At 53.2% G+C, this 22,444-nt stretch carries 18 protein-coding genes and 1 pseudogene; 10 read left to right on the top strand and 9 right to left on the bottom strand.

Annotated features, from left to right (window positions below; translation table 11 throughout):
* Positions 1-98: 98 nt before the first annotated feature.
* Positions 99-482 carry a winged helix-turn-helix transcriptional regulator gene (locus tag NL116_RS15945; protein WP_093439429.1) on the top strand — a complete coding sequence of 128 codons (384 nt, stop codon included), beginning with the start codon at positions 99-101 and terminating at the stop codon, positions 480-482.
* Positions 483-496: 14 nt separating this feature from the next.
* On the opposite strand, the pseudogene NL116_RS15940 reads toward NL116_RS15945, so the two are convergent.
* The 5 genes and pseudogenes from NL116_RS15940 to NL116_RS15920 form a co-directional block, all read right to left on the bottom strand.
* Positions 497-830, bottom strand: a pseudogene (locus tag NL116_RS15940) (hypothetical protein); the annotation flags it as partial.
* A 32-nt stretch (positions 831-862) separates the two neighbouring features.
* On the bottom strand, positions 863-2,389 hold the full coding sequence (gene tnpC / locus NL116_RS15935; protein ID WP_494373002.1) for an IS66 family transposase: 1,527 nt from the start codon (positions 2,387-2,389) through the stop codon (positions 863-865).
* Positions 2,390-2,438: 49 nt separating this feature from the next.
* Positions 2,439-2,774, bottom strand: coding sequence for an IS66 family insertion sequence element accessory protein TnpB (gene tnpB / locus NL116_RS15930; protein WP_169840082.1), 336 nt, complete (start codon positions 2,772-2,774; stop codon positions 2,439-2,441).
* Positions 2,771-3,088: an IS66-like element accessory protein TnpA gene (gene tnpA, locus NL116_RS15925; protein ID WP_494373001.1), complete on the bottom strand. Its 318-nt coding sequence runs from the start codon at positions 3,086-3,088 to the stop codon at positions 2,771-2,773. Before tnpA ends, tnpB begins: the two co-directional genes overlap by 4 nt.
* A 59-nt stretch (positions 3,089-3,147) precedes the next feature.
* A complete protein-coding gene (locus NL116_RS15920; RefSeq protein ID WP_494373000.1) occupies positions 3,148-3,708 on the bottom strand; it encodes a hypothetical protein in 561 nt (186 codons plus the stop codon).
* 409 nt (positions 3,709-4,117) lie between these two features.
* Here NL116_RS15920 and NL116_RS15915 point away from each other — a divergent pair, with 409 nt between their 5' ends.
* The 8 genes from NL116_RS15915 (at position 4,118) to NL116_RS15880 (ending at position 18,623) form a co-directional block, all read left to right on the top strand.
* The gene (locus NL116_RS15915) at positions 4,118-6,343 is read left to right on the top strand and encodes a hypothetical protein (RefSeq protein ID WP_494372999.1); all 2,226 of its coding nucleotides are present in this window, start codon (positions 4,118-4,120) and stop codon (positions 6,341-6,343) included.
* Between the two features lie 406 nt (positions 6,344-6,749).
* Positions 6,750-9,170 (top strand): DEAD/DEAH box helicase, encoded by a 2,421-nt coding sequence (locus NL116_RS15910; protein ID WP_494378073.1) that lies wholly within the window; start codon positions 6,750-6,752, stop codon positions 9,168-9,170.
* A gap of 255 nt (positions 9,171-9,425) precedes the next feature.
* On the top strand, positions 9,426-10,424 hold the full coding sequence (locus NL116_RS15905; RefSeq protein ID WP_494372998.1) for a hypothetical protein: 999 nt from the start codon (positions 9,426-9,428) through the stop codon (positions 10,422-10,424).
* Between the two features lie 298 nt (positions 10,425-10,722).
* On the top strand, positions 10,723-11,931 hold the full coding sequence (locus NL116_RS15900) for a HEPN-associated N-terminal domain-containing protein (RefSeq protein WP_494372997.1): 1,209 nt from the start codon (positions 10,723-10,725) through the stop codon (positions 11,929-11,931).
* Positions 11,932-11,992: 61 nt separating this feature from the next.
* On the top strand, positions 11,993-13,897 hold the full coding sequence (locus NL116_RS15895; RefSeq protein ID WP_494372996.1) for an ATP-dependent nuclease: 1,905 nt from the start codon (positions 11,993-11,995) through the stop codon (positions 13,895-13,897).
* Positions 13,897-15,648, top strand: a complete 1,752-nt coding sequence (locus tag NL116_RS15890) for a UvrD-helicase domain-containing protein (protein ID WP_494378072.1) — start codon at positions 13,897-13,899, stop codon at positions 15,646-15,648. The genes NL116_RS15895 and NL116_RS15890 overlap by 1 nt, the downstream gene beginning before the upstream one ends.
* A 61-nt stretch (positions 15,649-15,709) precedes the next feature.
* Entirely contained in the window at positions 15,710-17,470 is a 1,761-nt protein-coding gene (locus NL116_RS15885) for an SIR2 family protein (protein WP_494372995.1), read from the top strand.
* A gap of 103 nt (positions 17,471-17,573) precedes the next feature.
* Positions 17,574-18,623, top strand: coding sequence for a DUF3800 domain-containing protein (locus NL116_RS15880; RefSeq protein ID WP_494372994.1), 1,050 nt, complete (start codon positions 17,574-17,576; stop codon positions 18,621-18,623).
* Between the two features lie 178 nt (positions 18,624-18,801).
* On the opposite strand, the gene NL116_RS15875 is transcribed toward NL116_RS15880, so the two are convergent.
* Entirely contained in the window at positions 18,802-19,263 is a 462-nt protein-coding gene (locus NL116_RS15875) for a hypothetical protein (RefSeq protein ID WP_494372993.1), read from the bottom strand.
* Positions 19,264-19,424: 161 nt separating this feature from the next.
* Here NL116_RS15875 and NL116_RS15870 point away from each other — a divergent pair, with 161 nt between their 5' ends.
* Complete coding sequence (locus NL116_RS15870; RefSeq protein ID WP_494372992.1) at positions 19,425-19,820, top strand: GFA family protein; 396 nt, start codon at positions 19,425-19,427, stop codon at positions 19,818-19,820.
* Positions 19,821-19,911: 91 nt separating this feature from the next.
* Here NL116_RS15870 and NL116_RS15865 read toward each other — a convergent pair whose 3' ends face one another.
* The 3 genes from NL116_RS15865 to NL116_RS15855 all read right to left on the bottom strand — a co-directional run bounded on the left by NL116_RS15865 (position 19,912) and on the right by NL116_RS15855 (position 22,357).
* A complete protein-coding gene (locus tag NL116_RS15865) occupies positions 19,912-20,316 on the bottom strand; it encodes a helix-turn-helix domain-containing protein (protein WP_494372991.1) in 405 nt (134 codons plus the stop codon).
* Between the two features lie 286 nt (positions 20,317-20,602).
* Positions 20,603-21,241 (bottom strand): histidine phosphatase family protein, encoded by a 639-nt coding sequence (locus tag NL116_RS15860; protein WP_494372990.1) that lies wholly within the window; start codon positions 21,239-21,241, stop codon positions 20,603-20,605.
* Positions 21,242-21,484: 243 nt separating this feature from the next.
* Positions 21,485-22,357, bottom strand: coding sequence for a helix-turn-helix transcriptional regulator (locus NL116_RS15855; RefSeq protein WP_494372989.1), 873 nt, complete (start codon positions 22,355-22,357; stop codon positions 21,485-21,487).
* Positions 22,358-22,444: the final 87 nt, after the last annotated feature.

The following is a 22,444-nucleotide window of genomic DNA, read 5'->3' as shown; positions in this document are numbered from 1 at the left end:
AGGCCTCAGGGTATAAGATGCGGATCAAATAACAATTACGTACTTTAAAGTAATCAGGTATATCCAAATACACCACATGCGCGCGCGGGGCGTGATCCATGAATAATACCAACATCGACATATCAAGCGGGACGGCCAGCTGTCCCAGCCGCTATTTGTTGGATCAGATCGGTGACAAGTGGACGATGTTGATTCTCACGACACTGTGTGAAAAGCCGCTTCGCTTTAACGAACTGAAGCGGTGCCTGGACGGTATCACTCAAAAAGCGCTGACTCAGGCGCTCAGAAGGCTCGAACGCAACGGGATCCTTGCGCGCCGTGTCATACCCTCTTCACAAGTGGGGGTGGAGTATCGAATCACGCCGCTGGGGCGGACACTGGAAGAACCTTTCAAAGCTCTACATATCTGGACGATTGTGCATCTGGCAACAGTCGTCAAGGCGCAATTGGATTTTGATGAGCGCGAAGCAGAAGCGGAATGACACTGCTGGATCACTCAGCTCACAGCTGCAAACATGCCAGCGATAATCCTGGCATCGAGCAAAGCGTGGTGTGGCAACTCCGCACCTTCGCGGGTTGGCTTGAGCGTCGTTGCATCGGTAGGAAAATTACGAACGATCCTGGGCCAGCGTCCGTCCTCATAAACCAAGTCGCAAAATAAGCTCCCATTAGTAATTAGGGGCGTCAGTGACGATCTCGACTTCTTCATTGAACGACGTCAGAAATCCGAGCGGCGTTGACCTAGCGTCAACAATGGGCCGTGAGTTCCTCCCGCCCCATAGCTGCTGGAGCACGATTTCCTTAACGAACTCACTACAGTCTTCTTCTCGCGTAAGCGTCCGCCCACCTCGCCTTGCGTAAGTCAGGCCGGCCCCCACTGATGCGGCAGCAACTGCCCGCTCTCACTGGCACGCTGTGTCGGCAGCCGCGTCAGCACATCTTTCAGATAGGCATACGGATCATGCCCATTCATACGCGCTGACTGGATCAAACTCATGATCGCAGCCGCCCGTTTACCGCTGCGCAGCGATCCGGCAAACAGCCAGTTCGAGCGTCCGAGTGCCCATGGCCGTATCTGGTTCTCGACCTGATTGTTGTCGATGGGCAAAGATCCATCGTCCAGGTAGCGCGTCAGCGCTACCCAGCGTTTCAAGCTGTAATCCAAAGCCTTCGCCGTGGCCGAGCCCTCGGGCACGAGGTCGCGCTGACCCAGCATCCACTCATGTAACTTCTGTGCAATGGGCGCCGCTATTTCTTGGCGTAATCGCCAGCGTTCTTCATCGCTCATGTCTTTGGCCTGCCGTTCGACTTCGTACAGCCCGCCGATTGAGTGCAGCGCTTGTTCGGCCAACTGGCTTTTGTTCGCTACATGCAGGTCGAAGAACTTACGGCGGGCATGCGCCATGCAGCCGATTTCGGTGATGCCCAGGTCGAAGCTGGTCTTGTAACCCGCGAAGTCATCACAGACCAGCTTGCCGTTCCAGGTGCCCAGGAAGTTACGCGCATGTTCGCCGGCGCGGCTGGGGCTGAAGTCGTAGACCACCGCCTTGAGGGCCGAGAACGGCGTCGTGCAATAAGCCCAGACATAAGCTCGATGCGTTTTCTTCTCTCCGGGCGCTAGCATCTGCACCGGCGTTTCATCGGCATGCACGACTCGCTGAGCCAGCACCGCTTCGCGCAGTGCATCCACCAGCGGTTGTAGCTGTACGCCAGTTTGGCCCACCCACTGAGCCAGCGTTGAACGCGGGATCGCCAGGCCTGCACGGCCAAAGATCTTTTCTTGCCGGTACAGCGGCAGATGATCAGCGAATTTAGCTACCATCACATGCGCCAGCAGGCCTGCGGTCGGGATGCCCTTGTCGATCACCTGGGCCGGCACCGGTGCTTGGATCAGTGTTTCGCACTGGCGGCAGGCCCACTTTCCACGTACATGCTGCTCAACGGTAAACACGCCAGGTGTGTAATCCAGCTTCTCGCTGACGTCTTCGCCGATGCGCTGAAGCTGGCACCCGCAGGCACACTGGGTGTTCTCTGGCTCGTGACGAATGACGGTACGTGGGAACTGCGGCGGCAGCGGCGCACGCTTGGGCTTTTGGCGGGTTTCATCTGACGTTGGGGCGGGACGAAGCGCGTTCAGTTCTGCCTCGATAGCCTCAAGGTCGGTGTTGAGCAAGTCATCCAGCAACCTGCCTTGCGCTGGGCTGATCTGCTCGCTGCGCTTGGCGAACTTGTGGCGCTTGAGGATGGCAATCTCGTGAGAGAGTTGCTCGATGATCGTCTCGTCACGATGGATTTTTCGGCCCATGGTGTCGACCTTCGACAGCAACTGCGCAGCGAGTGCGCGCAGTTGTTCGGGTGTCATTTGGTCGAGATTGGGCGAGGAAATCATACCGTGGATTTTACCAAAGCGATCCACCTGCGACAGCTGAAAAGCGAGGCTAAATCACTGTGATTGCTCCGTTAGCGCCAACTCGCTGCCATGGCAAACCGAGCACCAGCGCTTGAAGTTGTTCAGCGTCGAGCCCGACTTCCAAGCCGCGATGAGTGCCAGGCCAGTGAAACTTGCCTTGGTTCAAACGCCTCGCGGCAAGCCAGATGCCCACGCCATCGTGCACCAGCACCTTCATCCGGTTGGCCCGGCGATTGGCGAACAGATAAGCGCAGTGCGGCTTCGCCGCACCGAACACAGCGACCACGCGGGCCAATGCAGTTTCGGTGCCGGCGCGCATGTCCATGGGCTCGGTGGCTAGCCAGATGGCGTCGATGCGTATCATTGCGAGAGGCTGCGAATAAAACGTGCGCAGCCGTCCGGGTCAGAGATGGGCCATTTGACCGTGATGGATTTGTCGCCCAGCGGCAGTGCGATGACCACAGCTTCATCAGCTTGCCGTTTAGGCATCGGTTGCAGCGGTACAAACGCGGGAAGTGGCGCGACGGCTTTATCACGGTAAATCGGGAGCCACTTGCGAATCACGTTGGCATTGATGCCGTGGCTGATGGCGACGCTGGAAACTGAAGCACCGGGTTTCAGGCATTCCTGCACGACCTGGGCCTTGAAGGGTTTGGGATAGGAGCTTCGTTGGCGCATGGAAATCCTGGCGATAAGGGTGATCGCGTCCGCTTAAAAATAGGCGGACACCATCGCCCTTAATTCCGGATTTCTGAAGGTGTGTTCGCTGGCCGCTTACGTCGTAGCATGATGTTATCGAGCTTAATGTCAGCCATAGCTTCATGCGCCAATGCGAACGTTGCCATGGTGGCGAGTGTCCTGAGTAGGCCACTAAATTCAGATCCTTCATTGGCAAGCTCAACGCAACGGTAAGCAAACTGCTCCAATTCACCTCCAAATAACTGAGGTTCGTCGTCTGTAAGTTCGATCAGCAAGGCTTCCAGCTTCTGGGTCTTCGCATCGGCCGGATCGAGATCTTGAAGCCACTCGATTTGTGCTAGCCAATAGAAATCATCTTTGTCCTCATCCGAAGGCGCGACGGGGCCGAAATCCTTTATGACTCTAGGTACGTTTGGGTTCCCCAGGGCGGACTCGATTGCCACAAAATTATGTCCGCATCCTTGTCTCGTGAGGCGGTAAAGCCGACCTTGGTCGCTAAACAACATCGTTGAAGAGCCGTACCCAAAAATCTCTGCTGAATGGAGCGGAGAGCGGCTCAAGAGAAATTCAATATAGGGGCCTTGAAAGAGGAGGTTCATCGCGCATTTCCTTGTGCCTGTGGCGTTACGGCTGTATCAGAAGAGCTGGCGCTTGCAACAAAACGGGCTCCCACAAAAGCACAATTCAGAGCTCACACCCCCATATCCATTGGCTTGTAACGTACTTTTCTCACTGTAACGTTGGGTGTGTTACATCGCACAAAATTGCGTTACACCTATGTGTCGAAAATGCTGAGGGCCTTCGCATCGGGCCATAGTCACAGATGTAACAACCGAAGATCGTCAGAAGAAAAAGAAAAGCGACGTACTGATGGCTGTTTGCCTTTACCCAGCTGCCCGATCTGGATACTGTAAATGCTATAAAGACGATAAGACCTATGAGCAGTTCTCGCTTCTGTGCTTTAGATTTTAAGAGGTTGAGGCAGCATCATCATGGAGTTCAATTTAAATGGATTGGGATCTGCTTCTAAACCACCTTTGGGCGTACGCCTCGCCGGATCCACATGTTCTGGGCAAGGAGATCCGCACCTGCCTTGAGGGCCACTCTTCGGCGGGGCTGATCGAAGCGATCTCCCTATTAGTCACTCATGGTCAGAATGAGGCGGCCAAGCGACTCCTCAGCGAATTCCTGCAAAACCATCAGGCTGCAGATGATATCCAGCGTAAGCTTGGGCAGATCCTGAGTCTCCGTACGCGTCAGACAACTGGCGGGCTATCGATCAAGAGTAAGCAGGGAGGTAACGAGGCCTTGCTTAAAGACGTCAACAGCCTAGTTGCTTCTGGGCAGTTGGACGCGGCCGAGTCTCTTCTTCTGGAGTCAATAGATAGGTCTGAGGAGCCTGACGATCTAGGCCTACTCAGCCGCGTTTACAGGCTCCAAGGGCGCGCTACGGAAAGCGCCAGGGCCGAACAGCGCGGACTGATGCTGAAACGCCAAAAGCAGGCGTTCGTCGATACAATTTCTTCGGAGACGATTTGCGACGACCTTCCTTCCCTGAGCGATTTGGCGTTTCTCGATGATTCAGCCAGTCTTCTAGCCGCATTGGACGAGTCTACAGTTTCTACAGGAAACACATTGGCGGGAGCAGCCAAAGATTCGTTTTATTTCATTGAACAGGCGTCCTCTCATTCTTTGCCACAGCCAGACCAACTCTCTTGGGAAAAATCGCATCAATCAATATCACCCGAGCATGCTGGGTGCGTCGATAACAGTATTTTCGGTGTTGGGCCGAACACCACCACAGATGTTGTCGAAGGGATGCCCGGAGTTGTTGCTGAAAAGAACGAGGCAACTACTCCAACCACTCCCAAAAACGTCCTCAAACTCGCCCGCCCCAGGAACACCGCGAAGCCGAATAGCGGACTCACGACCGTCAAGATGGTTAGCAGATCTACGCGTTTAATGCGCGTCACCCATTCACCGGAATCGACATCCTCTGAACCAGCTGACGCATCCTCATTAGAATCGATTCGTACGATAGCGCCCCGCACTAGCCCTTCGACATTTCAGATACCAGACGACCTTGAGGATGACGAAGACGATTGCCATGAATCGTCTGGCTTAGATCTGACCACTTCGACCGCCCCGAAGAGCTTCGAGCTAGGGGAGCCGGAAGATGACTACGACGTTGATCATGGTTTGCACGGCCTGTCGATTATCGAGCTTGAGACAGAGTACGAACCAGAAGCGCTTAGCGTCGTTGATGATTTCCGCGACGTTGACGATGACTATGCAGCTTATGCATTTGACCCGGATGAAGTTTTTGACGGCGAAGACGACGAAGACGACGAAGAAAAAGACGGTTTCGCTGACCGGCTCTCACGCGAAGACCGGGCGCTCCAAAAAGCTGCCGAGTTGATCGGGAACGCCAATTGGCCGCTCAGCACTCTTCCATTGGTTCAGCAGATATTTGTTATGAGCGGCTGGGGCGCAACTCGACTTGCACTGGAGAGAGAGATCGACAAAGGGCTCTCTCCCCAGGAGTTGATCCTCGCATCACATATCAAGGTTATTTGGGCCGAGAACGATATCTACTGGATCGCTTTTGACAAAACGGGCAGTAGCCGTCTATCTCACCAAGTGCTTTCCTGGCCTATGGCCTTGCTGATCGTACGCTCATTCGAATTTTTGCCACAGGTGGAAGAGCTTGAGGTTTTCTTGGAAAGCCTTTTCGCTGCCTGGTATGAGAACAACACCTTACGCCGGGCATTTAGGGCCTTCGCGCGATACCTGTGGTTCAGGTTCGCAAATTTGCACGGTTGTTTACCCGCCAACCAGCATTTTGACTTCTGCGACCCTCGAAGTCTGCCTGCTGAAGAGTACAGCGACTTGGGGATGAGCGATCTACTCGAAATCGAGAAGACCGAAATTCTGCGCAGCTATGGTGTGTTCGTTACCAAGCACCCGCAAGAGCCGAGTTGCTATTTCAGTGACAAGCCGCCCCCCGCGGAAGAGCCGCCACCGATCAATGCTAAGAAGAGCAAAAAGAAGATTGAAGAAACTGAATGCCTCGAAGACGTTGAGTCGGATGATGAGATCACGGACGAAGATGACGATTGCACTGCAGCTGAATCCTTAAGCGCTTCACTAGCGACTGTTTACGCACTGACTATCGACCAATCTACGCCAGGCATTGAACTGTTAGGAGAAGGATCCGCGCATGAAGCCCCTTAGACTTACCCACGTTCCAGGCTGCTGGGTCAGCCAAACCTTACCCGGTGGCGAGAGCGAACGCCGGGGCATCGTCAAAATGGCCATTGCTAAGGAGTCTGGTGACCAGCTTCAGGTTCACTGGTTTAGCCCCGAGAGGAAGCTTGCCTATGTAGATGCATCAGCTGTGCGCTCGGGTTTTAGGAACGGCATGGACGTGGTCGATCAAAACCCATTCAGCGGAGTTCGCTCACTGGGGCAGGGCGTTGTCATGCAACAACGCATCCTCGCAGGCAGCGAGCAGGTGTTGGTTGACTTCCCTGAGCGTGGTGAGCGCCATTGGCTGCCCTATCAATATTTGAGACAAGTGAAAGGCGTTAAGCATCGCTTTTGCACCGCCCAGAAAGGCGAAGTGCGCGATGCAGAACGCATGCGTCTGCGGATGCTGGCCTACGCCATCAAGGTATGGAATGAAAATACCGGAGCCCTTTCCCACCTTGAGATTGAGCCGTTGCCACACCAGATTCACTTGGTGCACCACATCCTAGCTTCCGGCAACTTCAACTGGTTGATAGCCGACGATGTGGGGTTAGGGAAAACTATCGAGACCGGGATGCTACTGCATGCACTGCGGCAACGAGATCTTGCTAGACGCATCCTTCTGATCACACCCGCTGGCCTGACCAAGCAGTGGCAAGAAGAGCTGTATCACAAGTTTAAGATCGAAGACTTCGAGATCTATGGTGAGGACTTTTTCATCAATGAGTCCCGTCAATGGAAGATGCACGATTGCGTCATCGGGTCGATGGATCGGCTCAAGCAAGCAGATCACTTGGAAAGCCTGCTTCAGGCCGAACCTTGGGATTTGGTGATATTTGACGAAGGTCATCGACTTAGTCGCCGCCAATATGGGCTAAAGCTGGATAGCTCTGAACGGTATGATTTGGCGAAAAACCTGCGCAACCATACCAAACACATGTTGTTGCTGAGTGCCACCCCACACCAGGGTATGCAGGACAAATTTGTGGCGCTGCTTGAGCTCCTGCGACCGGAGCGGCGTACCGAGCTCCTAGCGCTCAATCTGAAGCCTGAAATCCTGCACGACATGGTGTTTCGCAACCACAAGGCGGATGTCACAGATGCGGAAGGAAACTTTATTTTCCAAGGCAAGATCACTAGCGCGTTGCAAGTGCCAAGCAGCCGTGAATCGATAGACTTCGATAAAACACTTCAGGCTTATCTGCGCAAAGGATATGACGCTGGCGAGTCGCTCGGGCGTACGGGCAACGCCATCGGGTTCGTAATGACGGTTTATCGCAAACTGGCGGCGTCCAGCGCGGCAGCCATTCACCGGGCCCTGTGTAATCGGCTTCAACGTCTCCTAGACGATCAAGAAAACGTTACTGCTGATGATGATGAGGCAAGCGATGAGCGCTATCTAGGTGAGTGGGAGGAGCAATTCACAAGCGATGCTCGTGAGTTCTTTGCCGGCGAGGTGCAACTGCTTAAGGATCTTATTGCTGAGGCCGCAGCGCTGAAGGCCAACGACCTAAAATTGAAGCTGTTCATCGAAGATATTATCGGCAAAATCAACGCTGCCAATTCTGACGAGAAGGTACTGATATTTACCGAATACCGCACGACCCAGAGCTATCTCAGGGACGCCTTGGCCGACCTCTATGGTAGTGACCGGGTCGAACTTATCAACGGTTCTATGCAGCATGCTGACAGGCGCGAAGCCATCAAGCGTTTTGAGGAGCAAGGGCGTTTCCTGATCTCGACTGAAGCAGGTGGGGAAGGCATCAACCTTCAAAGCAAGTGCCACGTCATGGTCAACTATGACCTACCTTGGAACCCCATGCGCTTGGTACAACGCATCGGTCGCTTGTACCGATATGGGCAAAAAAAGAAGGTTGTTGTGTTCAACATCCAGCAATCCGATAGCTTGGATCAGAGCATCGTCGACTTGATGTACGAGCGCATCGACAGTGTGGTGACCGACTTAGCCAGGGTTCAAAAGCATGAGTTCAATGACGGTCTGAAAGACGAGATCCTTGGTCAGCTCGCGGAGCTTATTGATGTTGAAAGCATCCTCCAAGAAGCCACAAAGCTCGGCATCGACCGAACCCGAGAGCGTATCGACGAAGCCTTGAATCAGGCACGTACCGCTGCCGCCAAACAGCGAGAGTTGTTCGTCCACGCCGCTACCAGCGACCCAAGTGAACTGCGTGACGAGCTAGTAATCACCACTGATCACCTCTATAGCTTTGTCTTGGGAATGTTCGATCAACTCGGCATCGAAATCGCAGAGCGGAGCCATAAAGAGCGGCTACTGCGTATACGCCTCTCTGACCAGGTGATGCGGGAGATGGGGCTTTCGCGCAAAGCCCCACAACGCATGGACGTCACCTTAGATCGAATGCTGGCCGCCAACCGTCCCGGCACCCACATGCTCGACCTCAACTCCAAGTTGATGCAGTACCTGCTGGGTAAAGCCTGCGAGTATGACTTTGGTGGTTTGGCCGCGACGCTCAAAGCTCCTGAGCTCGGCGAGGGCGCGCTAATCGGCGCAATGTTGCTGTGGCAAGGCCCGCAGGGCAAACGCATGCGGCAGGAGTTTGTAGCCATTCAGGTAAACGATGGCAGAGCCACGATGAACCCTACAAAAGCGACTCAATGGCTGCTGACACCAGCTGAACACAGTACCCAGAGTGCAGATGAAGACTCCTCTAAATTGCTGTTCGGGGTCGCAGCGGAAATGGCTAACCAGAGACTTGCAGATGCCAGCAATCGCTACCTAATACCTGAGAATTTGGATTGGGCTGCGGCAGGCTGGACGCAGCTTTCCTGAGTTCGTAACTCTAGGCCTATGCGCTAGGTAAGCCGCAATGCCATTGCGCCTAGAGTTCAGCCGATTTCGTTAAACAACGCACGCAAGATTCCTAATGCCTAGGCGGCGTGACAGCACGCCCTCACGACGTACGCCTTGTCAGTGCTAGCCACCAGGGTCTGCAGACCTGTGTAGCTGAAGGGCGTACCTTGTTTATCGCATTGCTGGTTTCCACCAGCGCGTCACGACTGTTAGGGATTAAGGAGCCGAGCACAGATGGGAATTTTCGACTGGCTGTTCAACAAAAAGAAAGTAATCCCACCGAAAGGAAAGGCAATTCAATCCAGCACTCAGACGATAGTGCTAGACAAGCCCTACTTGAGTGTCAGCACGATCGGGTACGGTGGGCTCTATAGTCTTTCCAAATCCAAGAAGTGGGCGATTTCTTGGAGAGACTCGGATCCTGTGGCTGGCCGAGGAGGGCATCGTGAAACCGGTTATGGGGAATATGTCCTAGCTGATCTTGCCGGCGATGTTGTGTCTGCGCATGGTCAAATGCAAAGACCAAACAATGGATCAGTTGCTGACAACGGATCGTTCTGTCTCGAAGACTGGCATTGGGGGAGCTCTTTGTCGGGTACTTTCAATGTGTTCGATAGCGTCGGCACTCCAATAGTCACGAAAGAGCTGACGGCCAATATCTTCGGGAGTGGTATCTCAAAAAATGGAAAGCTAGCGTACTGCGCCACCGCTAATAGCAAGACCGAGCACGGTTATAAAGTCATCCTTTTTGACCTGGAAACGGGTGAAGAACTGTTCTGTGTGACGCCCCGCACGCAAGGCCTTGAAACGTACATTTTCGACGAGGAGAGGAGGCTCCTGATCGCTGACGTCAAAGGCGTCGGCAAATTCAGGTATGACAGCACCGGCAATTTCGTCGACGCCAATAATTTGGACAAGGCCAATCTCGACTGCTCCGACTACAGCCGTATCATCCGCGCAGCAGAAAAGATCCTCGGGGAGGAAGACGTATCTAATGAGCGTGCCACTGAGGCGCTTGAAGCTGTGATGCGGGCCAGGTCACTTGGTGCTGACTCCAACCCTGCATGGAAACCCAATGCGTTGAAGGTGCAAGGCCTTGCGCACGAGATGCTGGGGGAGTTTCGTCAGGCGATCGAAGCCTATGAGGAGGCAATCACTTTGAGCCCGAAAATAGGGGTGAAGCGCCGTCTAGATGCTCTGAAAAAAGTGTTTGCTAACAATTACCCTGAGTAAGAAACGCAACCCTGAAGCGCCTCAGAAAATGTCGCTTCCACGAATTATGGAGGAGGTCAAATTCCAAGGAGAGGACTGATGAGTAGACAGGTGAAGGGGCGTTGCATCTGTGCAATCGCCTCGACTGAGTGCATTTGTTCAATCGCCGCTGAATTTAGGCATTGAGATACTGATCCGCCTGTACCGTTGACTGTGGTCTATGGGATCTAGGGTTGTGGTATGCATCAACTTCTGCGCCGGCTCCAGACGATTAAAATTTTGACCGTGTGAGAATTAAGGGATGGGTAGAGTTCAACGGATGTTGGAAGAAGAAATGGAGCGCGGCTACTCACGCGTTGAGGATACCTACGTCTGCGAGAGGTGCATTCAAGACGTCGGGCTGAGAAAGTTCGTTAGGAGTAATCGTAGTCCCGGTACCTGCTCCTACTGCCATAGGCTAGTCAGCGTATCAACCATGGATAATGTGATAGAGCACGTGGTGAACAGCCTCTGCTTGGAGTGGGGCGACCCCTCCAATGAAGGACTTGCCTACGAGACTCGAGAAGGTGGGTGGCAGGGTGATGTCTACAACATTTACGAGTTGCTCTACGACATCGGCCCCGATTGCCCTGAAGAGATTCTAGATACGATTGCCGCGTCAATTCATGACACAGGATGGTGCGAGAAAGATCCGTATTCTCTCCCCCTTCACAAGATATTGGTTTACGGCTGGCAGAGCTTCAGCGAATTCATCACTCACACCGCGCGATTCGTATTCTTTAGGGCGGTCAACTCAGCATACGATCGTGACCAGCACGACGAAATGAACCCAGTTGACATCCTGGAAACACTGGGCCGAGTGGTGGGGAGTCTAGGTCTTGTCGATACGGTTCCGGCCGGGGAAAAAGTTTATCGCGTTCGGATCGTGAGCCAGGATGAGGTCATAGCACTGGCTAAGGATCTCGGGCCACCTCCTGCCGAAATAGCAAATATGCCCAATAGAATGAGCCCAGTTGGCATTCCGATGTTCTATGGAGCATTTGATCTCGATACAGCCATACGTGAGATTTTCGAACCTGACAATGCGAAGGGGAAGAAGGTAGCCGCTGGTGAGTTCACTACGCTTCGAGATCTCAGAGTGGTGGATCTATCGAAGTCGCTTCCTGTCCCCAGTCTATTCGATCCGAAACTCCAGAAACTGCGTAACTATTACCGTTTCATGAATAACTTTATCGACGATTTCACTAAGCCGATTGAGCGCAGTGAAAGGGCACACGCTGAGTACGTACCCACCCAGGTGGTAACTGAATATTTTCGACATGTTTACCGTACGGACGATGGAGCACAGATAGACGGGATCATCTACCCGAGCTCAAAGACAGGGCAGAAAGCGATCGTGATCTTCGCTGACTCGGCAGCTTGTATTGATGCCGAAGAAGCGCTGGGGAGTGGGGCGCTACTCAGGTTGGACAGGGCGGTTGATGTCAGCTTGGAGGCATATTCAGCTGATGGCACCGAAAGCTTTTGAACGTGCCCCCTTGCGCCCGTATGGCATACGACTAAATCCCAAAAAGTAAGAAAGGACTCTCATGTATCTATGCACCCTAGACATCGCTGGTTTTAAGTGTTTCGGCGACCCCTTCACCATAGAATTCCACGACGGCCTCAACATCCTCGTTGGCGAGAACGGAGCGGGGAAGACAGGGGTCATTGCTGCTGTCCGCCAGCTCTTCAATGACTCCGAGTCTGGTAAACGCCTGATCAACGAGCGGGACTTTCATCGCGGCTTCGACCAAGGAGCGACAGCGGTAGAGAAGATAGAAATCCAAGCCACCTTTGCTGATCTTGATGAGGATGACGTCATCGCATTCGAAGACTGGTGTGGAGACCATGACGAAGCGAAACTCACCTTCACCGCGTTAAATCTAGAATCTCGTGGGCGATTCAAACACCATATTTATGGTGGCCACGAGCGTACCACTTCCCTGGAAACCGAGACGCTCGATCTCATCCATTGCATCTACCTGCCGCCACTACGCGATGCAGAAACCAAGCTGAGGGATGGACGACAGTCTCGGCTAGCCAGGCTCCTGAAGGCGCTTTGCCGGAAGGAGCTTGAGACGGCTCGAAAGGAGGGCGCACTTCACCCCCTAGAACACCGTGTTGGCGTATTCAACCAGGAGCTATCCGAAAGCGATGAATACGCAATCAAGCAGGCCAACCAACGAATTGGAGAAAGCCTCAAGGCAGCCTTGGGGATGCACCTCTCCCAAAGCACGCTGATTCAGTTCTCGGAGGTGAGCTTTTCTCGCATCGTTGAGGGGCTGCGACTACTTTACTTCCCCAATCTAGCTGAAGCTGATGCAACTCAGTTCCGATCACTTGAAGAAAACAGCCTCGGCTACAACAACCTACTCTACATTGCCTCGATCTTGGCGGAACTGGTACTGGAGGTGGAGGAAGAACGGGGAGAGGAAACCTACCTTCGGCTCCTATTAATCGAAGAGCCAGAAGCTCACCTGCATCCCCAGCTTCAAATCCGCCTACTGAAACACCTCAGCTCAGTTGCCAAGGAAAAAGGCATCCAGGTAATTATCACTACGCACTCAACAGTCATTGCTTCAGCAGTATCAGTCGATCAGATCATCCATATTTCCAACACTGGCACCCCTGTTGCGATCCCCCTGCGGACATGTGGCCTTCCCGATCAAAGCCGGAAGTTTGTAGATCGGTGGCTAGACGTCACCAAATCCAACCTGCTTTTCTCCAAAGGAGCCATCTTGGTTGAGGGCATCGCCGAGGCGATTGTAGTACCCGAGCTGGCACGCTGGGTTCTCGGTCAGCGCGGGGAGGGCAAGAACTCGCTAGAGGATTACGGTGTGTCAGTCATCAACCTCGGCGGAATCTATTTCAAGCACTTCATGCAATTGTTTTGCGACGTGACTGATGAAAGTACAGGTCAAAACGTGCCGGTAAGGTGTGCCGGTTTGACTGACAACGATCCACCAAAAACGGTTGAAGTCGACGACGGGAACGGTGGGCAGGTGACGGTTCCGTATTTGCCGCATGCTGACGACATCCGGGTTGGTGACAACCACGCTTTAGCCCACATTCCCAAAATCGACCAATCCCAATTCGCCCGACTATTCGCCGGCAAGTACAAAACATTCGAATACGATATCGCGATGGAGGGGGCGAATCTTCAAACGATGTTTACTGTTGCCGCCGACCTCTGGCCAACACAGGAAGGAACCGTTGCTCCAGGGTTACGAGCTAATGCGGAGCTGGACTTTGGTGGAATGACAAGCCTCGAGAGAGCAGGCTACGCGGCCAACCTGCTTGACCGTATCGATTCAAAAGAAATTGGCAAAGGTATATATGCGCAGGCATTTGCCGAGGCTCTGGAAAAGTTTGAGGGCGACTTTGAAGTGCCCGCTTGTATCCGAGACGCCATCCTTTGGGCTTGCGGGTTAGAAGAAGATCCTGCCCAATGATTGAGCTAACAAAGGAGCAGCAGGCCTATATTGACGCACCGCTCGACCAGCACATTTACCTCAAGGCATGCCCTGGTAGTGGAAAAACTGAGGTTGTGGCTGCCATGGTGGCAAAGGTCATTGACGAGTGGACTGCTTTCCCATCTGGGGTGGCCGTCCTGACCTTTTCGAATAGCGCAACGGATGAGCTCAAAGACAGGTTGCGACGCTACCTCGGTGAACCACTCGCATACCCACATCTAGTGTCAACGTTTGATAGCTTCATCCTGACGCGAATGGTGGCCAACGTTGCAAAGGAAGTCACCGGCTTCGAAGGAAGGGATGGGGATAGTCGAATCAGGGTTCTGGAAAACAAAGCAAACATTTTTCTCACCAGTACCAAGATCTGTGGACGGCGGATATCTGCCTGCAAATTCAATTACGACCTCGATACAAAAGGGTTCACGTTCTCGACGGGCGATCGTATTCAAGATACAGAGCTGAATGCTGCACAGATCAGCAAGCCTACACGCCTAGACCTAATCGCAACCAAACAACGGCTCTGGAAGTCAGGATTCGCCACCTATAGAGATGTAGATACAATTGCTTTAGCGTTATTCAAGAGACCCAACCTGGCAACATACTTCAAGCGCTTAGCGCGGCGATATCCCCTCATCATTGTCGACGAGTGCCAAGACCTGTCTGCAGAGCAGCTCGCTATCGTTCGGAACCTTCATGGGCTAGGTGTCAAATTCCACTTCGTTGGCGATTTGAATCAGTCAATCTACGGGTTTAGGAAGTCCGATCCAAGCAAAGTCAGGGAGCTACTTGGCGACCTCAAATTCGCTGAGCTTGCCCTAACAGCGAATTGGCGAAGCGGGCAGGCCATCGTAGATTTCTGCAGCGATTTGCTACGCATCGAGCGGGTGAGGGGTAATCCAGATATCGCCCCAGTCAAACCGATGCTGCTCCAGTACACGAAGTGCCCATCTGAACTCCTAACGAGGATTATCGAACTCACGAGCAGGTATCAAGAGATTGTGGTCGTCGCACGTGGCCACAGTACGCTTCAACGCTTTCGTAAAGGAGACAACTTCTCGGGCACCGAAGCATTGGCTCTGGCATGCGTAGCAGCCGCTAGCGGAAGCTTGAAAGAGCTCAAGGTAGCTTTGGCACAGTTTGCAGAGTGGATCGCAGATAAGCTCGCCATGCAGGTGACGAGTACAGGCCCCTACTGTCCCATCGCCGTAGAGTCCAAACTCGCTTGGCGCAAGTTCGTCCACCAATGCTTGCAGTTCTTGGTGAGTGCCGGCGCCGGCAATCTGGATTTGACTTGGACTCAGTGGGCTGCCGTTACTAAAGGTGCCATCCGACGGCTACCCGATCAATCTTTCGTTCTCCCAGAAATCAGCGCAGAGGTTGATGCTCTCAGGAATTTCAGTCTCAGGTCTCCCGCAGGGCAAGGAGATAAGCCGCTCTCAATTCGGTTCGATCAGGGCGTAGCTCAGCAGAACTCCGTGGACAGCTTGCGCTACGAAACCATTCACCAAGTTAAAGGCGAAACTCATGATGTAACGGTAGTCGTTTCATCACTCAAGCGCAGTGTCTATCTTTCACATTGGCAGGACTGGCTGGCCGACCCGACTTCCGAAGGTGGTAGGTTCGCGTATGTAGCCAGTTCCCGGCCACGGCATCTGCTCATCTGGGCCGTGAAAACACTGAAACCTGCAGAAAAAGACGTCCTTACCGCCTTAGGTTTCGAGCTCGCCTGAGCCAGAGAAACCTGTGCATCTGCTCAAGCTAGACCGGACGATTACAGACTAAGGATTTTACATGAGCATTATCTCTACTGACCCCACAACCCAGCTCGCCTTCTCTATGTTTGAAAATCCAGGTGTCTACGCCGTCCTGCTGGGATCGGGTGTGTCACGGAGCGCCGGTATTCCTACTGGTTGGGAAATTACTTTGGAGCTGGTTAAGCGCGCTGGCATTGCTGCAGGTGCAGGCGATCAAAAAGATTGGCATCAGTGGTATGTGGGACAGCGCGACCAACAGCCTAACTATTCAACTCTCCTGGAGGAATTGGCCAGCACGCCCAAAGAGCGCCAGACAATCATTGAAGGTTTTCTCAAGCCCTCCGAAGATGAGCGAGAGCAGGGCCTCAAAATGCCAACGCCTGCTCACCGTGCTGTCGCCGACCTCGTTAAGACCGGGCATGTGCGCGTCATCATCACCACAAACTTTGATCGGTTGATGGAGAACGCCCTGCGAGATGTCGGCATCGAACCAACCGTTGTGAGTTCTGTCGATGGCTTAGCTGGTGCTGAACCCTTGACCCATACTCAATGTTACATCCTCAAGCTCCATGGCGATTTCAAGGACGCTCGGATACTGAACACCGACTCCGAGCTCGGCGAATACCCGCAGGCTTTCGATAGTCTTCTGGATAGGATCTTTGATGAGTTTGGGCTTATCGTTGCGGGTTGGTCGGGCGAGTGGGATCGAGCCCTGCGAGGCGCGATACTTCGCGCGCCCAACCGTCGATACTCGTCCTATTGGTTAGCCCGCGGTCAACTATCAGAACGAGCCCATGAGCTTGTTACGCACCGTAAAGCGAACATAGTGGTTGCCGCTGACGCTGATGCTTTTTTCAGCTCGTTAGGTTTGAAGGTTGCAACCATCGCTGAGTCCCGGCAGCACAATCCAGTGAGCGTCGAGTTAACTGTCTCAATGGCCAAGCGACTCCTGGCCAAACCTGAGTACAGTATTCAGTTCCATGACTTGTTTGTCAGCGAAGCCGAGCGCACTACATCGCAGCTGGCAGACATGTACGGCTCAGACGGAGACGGGCCTGGAAAATTCGAAGATTGGGTATTGCGGTACGAATCAGCATCAGAGTCGTTAGTTCGGCTCGCCGGTGTAATCGGACGCTGGGGCTCTCAGCGTGAGCACCAACTAATAATAGAGGTCATCCAAACCCTTCTTACCAAGGCCTATGCAAAACGCAGTGGTCATCAGGAGTGGATCGAACTTAAGCGGTACCCGGCCGCTCTCGTGTTTTACGGTTACGGTCTTGGTCTTACTAGGGCAGGGCGACTCACCGAACTGTATGGTTTGATGGAGCATCTGGTAGCCAATCGAACCAGTGTGCGGATTCCTCTCACGGAGGAGCTATCTCCCTTCCATCTCGAAAATCTCATTGGCAGTAAAATCTGGGAATCACTAAGTGGTGATGCTTCCAAATCGATTTACGACCGGCTCGCGGAAGTTCTCACACCACTTTGGTCAACGAGCTTTTCCGGCATTTCCGACCCGATTCAGCTTTACGAACGCTTTGAGCTGTTCTGTCTTCTTCAACTTCTCAAGCACCGAGGCATCGACGAAGAATCTTTGAAAGACTCGATCAAGGCGAACCAATTCCGGCGCCTAATTCACGGGCGCTTGGATATTTTTTCCTCGGCTAGAAGACGGCTGTCAGAGGAGATGCTGATTCCTGAATTTCGTGTACCTCTGACTGAAGCAGGCTTCGGCTACGGCAGTGACACTTACCTACAGAGTTTCTTTGAAGCGTTCCAGCGAATGACCCATTACTGATTCCTGCAACGCCGCAGGGGATTTGGCATTGCCCAGGTCTTGATTGAGTTCAGTGAGCTAGGCTGTCACGATCTCAGCCAATATCGAGCAACGAGGTTCGGGCATGGAGTGCTTCCGTATTGACGAGAGTGGTTATACGGGTTTTGACCTTCTGAACCACGATCAACCGTTCCAGGGCGCAACGGCGATAGCCATCGATGACGATGAGGCTGCTCGCCTGATTCGCGAGTATTTCCCAAAGCTCCAAGCGCCTGAACTGAAATATCGCGCGTTGTCCCGTCGCAAGGGTAACCATCCTCGCTTACTGGGGCTGATGGGCGACATTCTCGGTCAGTACAAATGCGTCACCCATGTCTGCGACAAACGCTTCATGCTGCTGCTGAAGTTTCTCGACTATGCCGTGGAACCCTTCTATTACGAGAGGGGAGTCGACTTCTACGCGGACGGCCAGAATTATTCTCTGGCCTCTATCCTCTACTACATCGGCCCACAGCTACTCGGCCCGCAACCGATGGCGTCCCTAGAAAGAGCGTTCCAGGATGCGATGAAACTAAAGACACCTGCCGCGTTGGATAACCTCGTTGTGACTGCTCGTAAAACCCGCTGGCGTGAGTTGCCCGAAGCGATAGGCCCATTAGCCGTCTATGCAGCCCCTGAGTGTTTGGGGGCGATCGCTACACCTGGCGTTACCACAGACATCGCGCTGGAGATTGTGATGGCTCTGATCTCCCGTATGGAAGTAATGGCCGATGGCCCGTATTGCGTAGAGCATGACCAGTCAAAAAATCTGCTGACTTACCACGATCTGCTGCTGCGGCAAATTGATCACATCGACGCGGCTGAGTTTCGGCAGTCACAGATCGCGAGTATCCGTTTTCCGCTCAAGCTCACCGCGGTCACTCAGGTGGACTCTAAAAGCAGCCCCGCCGTGCAGCTCGCCGATGTAATGATCGGAGCGGCAATCGAGATTGCGCAAAGGATTACCGGCCGAATTAGCGACGGCCTTGAGCCGGAGTCAGTGCTGGAGATGTATGCCGATGATCAGCTCATCCATATGCTGCCCTCGTTAGACATTGAGGGCCAGCTTGCATTTCGGAAGGGAACGCAGGCGTCCGCACTTATTGATTACTACGCCAAACATTTTTCTAACTAGCGAATCGATAGGCAAGCCTGATTAGCGTGGCACAGACGGCTTGTTTTTACTTGAGCCGATTGCTGTCCGTATCAGTTATCGAGCCGAATGAAATCCTTCAAGATTTTATATGGGAGTCGGCGGACGTTCAGGTGTGTCCCTTCCAGTCCGCGCCAAGAGAACGAAGCCTCTCGATCGATCAGCCCTTGAACTGAATCTGCGGAAATTGGTAGTCATGGCCTCGCTTCCTAGCTACCAAGTACCGCTGCACATGGAACGATATTGCACAAAGCTGGACAGAGGAGAAGCCAGCGAGTTTATTCGCCAAAAGCCCACTACTGATTTCACCATCACGGCCAGTGAGGTCTTCAACTCCTACGATCAACCTGCTTTTCATCTCTGGAAAAGAGCGCGGAAGGCGGTACATATCAAGGAGTGGTATTTGAGCGTCAGCAATCATCTGCCATTCTGCCGAGTACAGGTCAGGCGTATGCTCATCCAACAACGAAGCACACAAAGTGAACACTGCTGAGATACTGTGTTTGAACGTATCATCCGAGCCAGTAGCCAAGCCGTTCGGGTCTTTCCTATCTGTCAGAGAGAAAAGAAGGCTCTTAGCCGGTTCATTGAAATAGATGTCGATCGGGTCTTCGCCTTTCATCGGATGTCTCCCTAAGGGTAGGAATTACAAATCTGAATAGCGTACTGCCCAGGCTTCAGCGTCTGTGGAAGAGCGTGATTGGAGGGCAAGTGTAGTCCCGTTTTTACTGGGGATTTGGGAAAACACTGCACAAGAAGTGCTCTGACTAATCCGGAGGGTCAATGAAAGGAAGCTGCGCTTGTGGAACTGTAGGTTATGAGATCGACAGCATTGATTTGCCTATCAGCCATTGTCATTGCATTACCTGCCGGAAGACACATGCAGCGGCCTATGTCTCCACGGCTGGAATGCTGAGAGAGCATTTCAGATGGACTCTAGGCCTAGACGCATTGAGGGCTTTCGAATCATCTCCCGGCAAGATTCGACACTTCTGCTCCCACTGCGGATCGCACCTTGCAGCTGAACGTATCGGCTCAGCTGCAATGATCGTGCGCGTAGCTACGTTAGATGAGGAGCCTGGCTCTAGACCTGAGTATCACATCTGGACGGAGCAGGACGTGCCGTGGCTGGATGGGGAGGGTTTACCAAAATATTCGCAATGGCAGCCTGATCGATAATAGAAGATTTGCTTAGTCATATCGCCCTTACAACAGGGATCTGGTAGGCGAATTTGCTATCTGTTTATGGTATCGCGGCAGGGAGGAGCGCTTACTCAGCGAAGCAGAATTCGACTTGCTGGGGCTTAGTCACTGATCGATGACTTGAAGGCTTTGTAGAGGGGCGTGGCACTAGCAACTCATTACCCGAAGAAATCGACAGTTTTTCAAGAACTCCCTCACGGGCTAGATCCGCCAGTTCTTCTTGGGTATGACGCAGCAGAGCGTTAATGGACTGCCCCGACTCGGCGCAGAGAGTAATTGCCACGAGGGTCAGAGGATTCACACTGAGGGTACCACTCAAAGCCGTGATCATCTCTAGCGTTGGGCTTGACTGGGCTCGCTCCAATTTCGAGACGTATGTTCGACTGCTGACTTCGGCAAGGTTTCTCTGAGTCAATCCTTTACCGGCGCGCATCGCTCTAAGCACAGAAGCAAAAGCAATTTTGAGCGACATAGACACGTTCCCGATTTCAGCCAGTACCTTTGAGCGTCAATACGCTGGAGAGCGCCATACTAGACCAATAGAAGGTTATCACGGTATCGCTGTACTCCATGCACGCGACCATCGAGATGAACTTAACAGTGTGCGAGGGCCAGGTGCGTAGTGCTAATCGAATGAGTGGTCTTCGTCGCTGAAACATCCTCAGGCATTGGATACCCATTCTCTGAAAGAGCCTTTGACCGCTCCTCCATTTTGAGATGCACAAGATCACATACGGAGCGTTCTTGGGAGCTTAGGTCTACGAGCCATCTGGATTCAGTTGATCACTTATTTTCCAGCCCACATCGTCTGGTTCCTTGGATAGCAAGTAGCCCCAACAATTGGGCACGTGGTTCGTGATCTCATACTCACGCCAGTCAGCCATAGCTCGACTATCAAGGCATTGCGGCTTGCGCTCGATCAGCCATGCAACAGCGTTCATGAACTGACCATGCGAAAATACCGCGACTTCCTGGGCAGGATGCTCTGCAAGGTGATCCAAGAAAGACTGAGCTCTAAATATGAAGTCCAGAAACGTCTCGGCGCCCGGCCCATCCGTGAATGAAGGGTCTGACCTAGACCAATATGCTTCAACCCAGGTTCGTCGTTGAGCGACAGTCGTATTGGTACATCGCGCGGGCTCAAGGTAAGTGAATTCTTGCACGGGCCACGTCTCGAGCGGGGTGGAAGGGAAGGCAGCTATGGTTGCTTTCGCGGTCGCCTGCGCTCTTGAAAACGGGGATGCAACGATCAAATCCGGAGTATGAGTGAACGACCGAGACACCAGATGGGCTTGTTCAACACCCTTAAGTGTTAGAGGAATAGTGGCGTGATCCATACTGGCTTCGCCGGCATTCGCGGCACTTTCTCCGTGGCGTATTAGCCTGACATGCTTCACAGCCCAAATACTCGCACGGTCGCGACCATTCGCTTCTCCTCGATTCGCTAAGGTGCGTCTACCAGTGAACTCGATACACCGTAGTCACGTGTATGGTTGAGAGCACGTTTACCCGAAGATCCGAAGGTTCGGCTATTCCAGGAAACTGTGCAAACGTATCGCGCAGAACTACAGGGCCATGCGGCGATGTGGGTGATTTGTTTACACACCCAAACTGCGCCGAGACAGCTGATCGTCTTCGCTTTAGTAAAGCCAGGGGCTCAATTCATCCATGTTCGCAACCACAATCTGCTGTGCCATTGGCTTCAAGTGCATCTTAGTGGTATCGATCTGGTATCGATGCAAAATGTACTGAACCAGGGCGCCGCGGGTCTCGATTACGAGCTGCCCATTTTCCATTCCGTAGTCGGCTTCAATGATTGCACGCTGCCCAGCTTTCAGCCTCGGATCGGCTTCCAGAATCACTGTTGCCGGCGTCGTCCAGCCAGGATCCAGCAAGCGAGTGTGCTCTGTGACGTCATTCATTAGCTCCGGAATGCCGCGGAACCGACTCAACACAAAATCACGATACTCACCATTCTTTTCGCAATACGCCCGGACATGCCAACGCATGCCAGTGTGAATGAGCGTGTGAGGGGCTATGAGCCGAGTTTCGCCCTCTGGCGTCCGGAAGGACGCGTACTCACATTCCAATCGTTGGCCCTCCCGGCAGGCCTTCAGTAGCGGCCGAAGCACCTCGGGCCGTATGGATCGGTCTGGTACGTCCAACACATCTATGTGCGCATACGCCAGCGTTAAACCTTCGATGTGCGGGGCTCGCTCGTGGTTCTGGTTTAAGAGATGAAGGTACGCGCTGGCGCTATCTTTCATGAATAGCGGCTTGAAGGATTTGCTGGGCACATAGCCCTTGAGATGCTTGTCGTAAACCAGATTTCTCGGTGCATGCTCATCAATGTAGGTATTGATGTCCTTCGAAGCTTGCTGGCGGCTAATACCGAAACTTTGCATCAGGTGGTTCGTAGTCAACCGGCCTTCCCACCATGCGACTGTCTCGATCAACCTGTACCTCAATGCCAAATCCCAGCGCACGGACTCGATGGCTTTACCTCGCTTCATGATGACCTCCATCTGCTCGAAAAGTTTACCTGTATACGTAAACACCATAGATGTGTCGCCTATATCTACATATCGTTGTTGCACAGA

The organism is Pseudomonas sp. FBCC-B1667, assembly GCF_059133255.1.
This window is presented reverse-complemented; position numbering and strand designations above follow the sequence as displayed.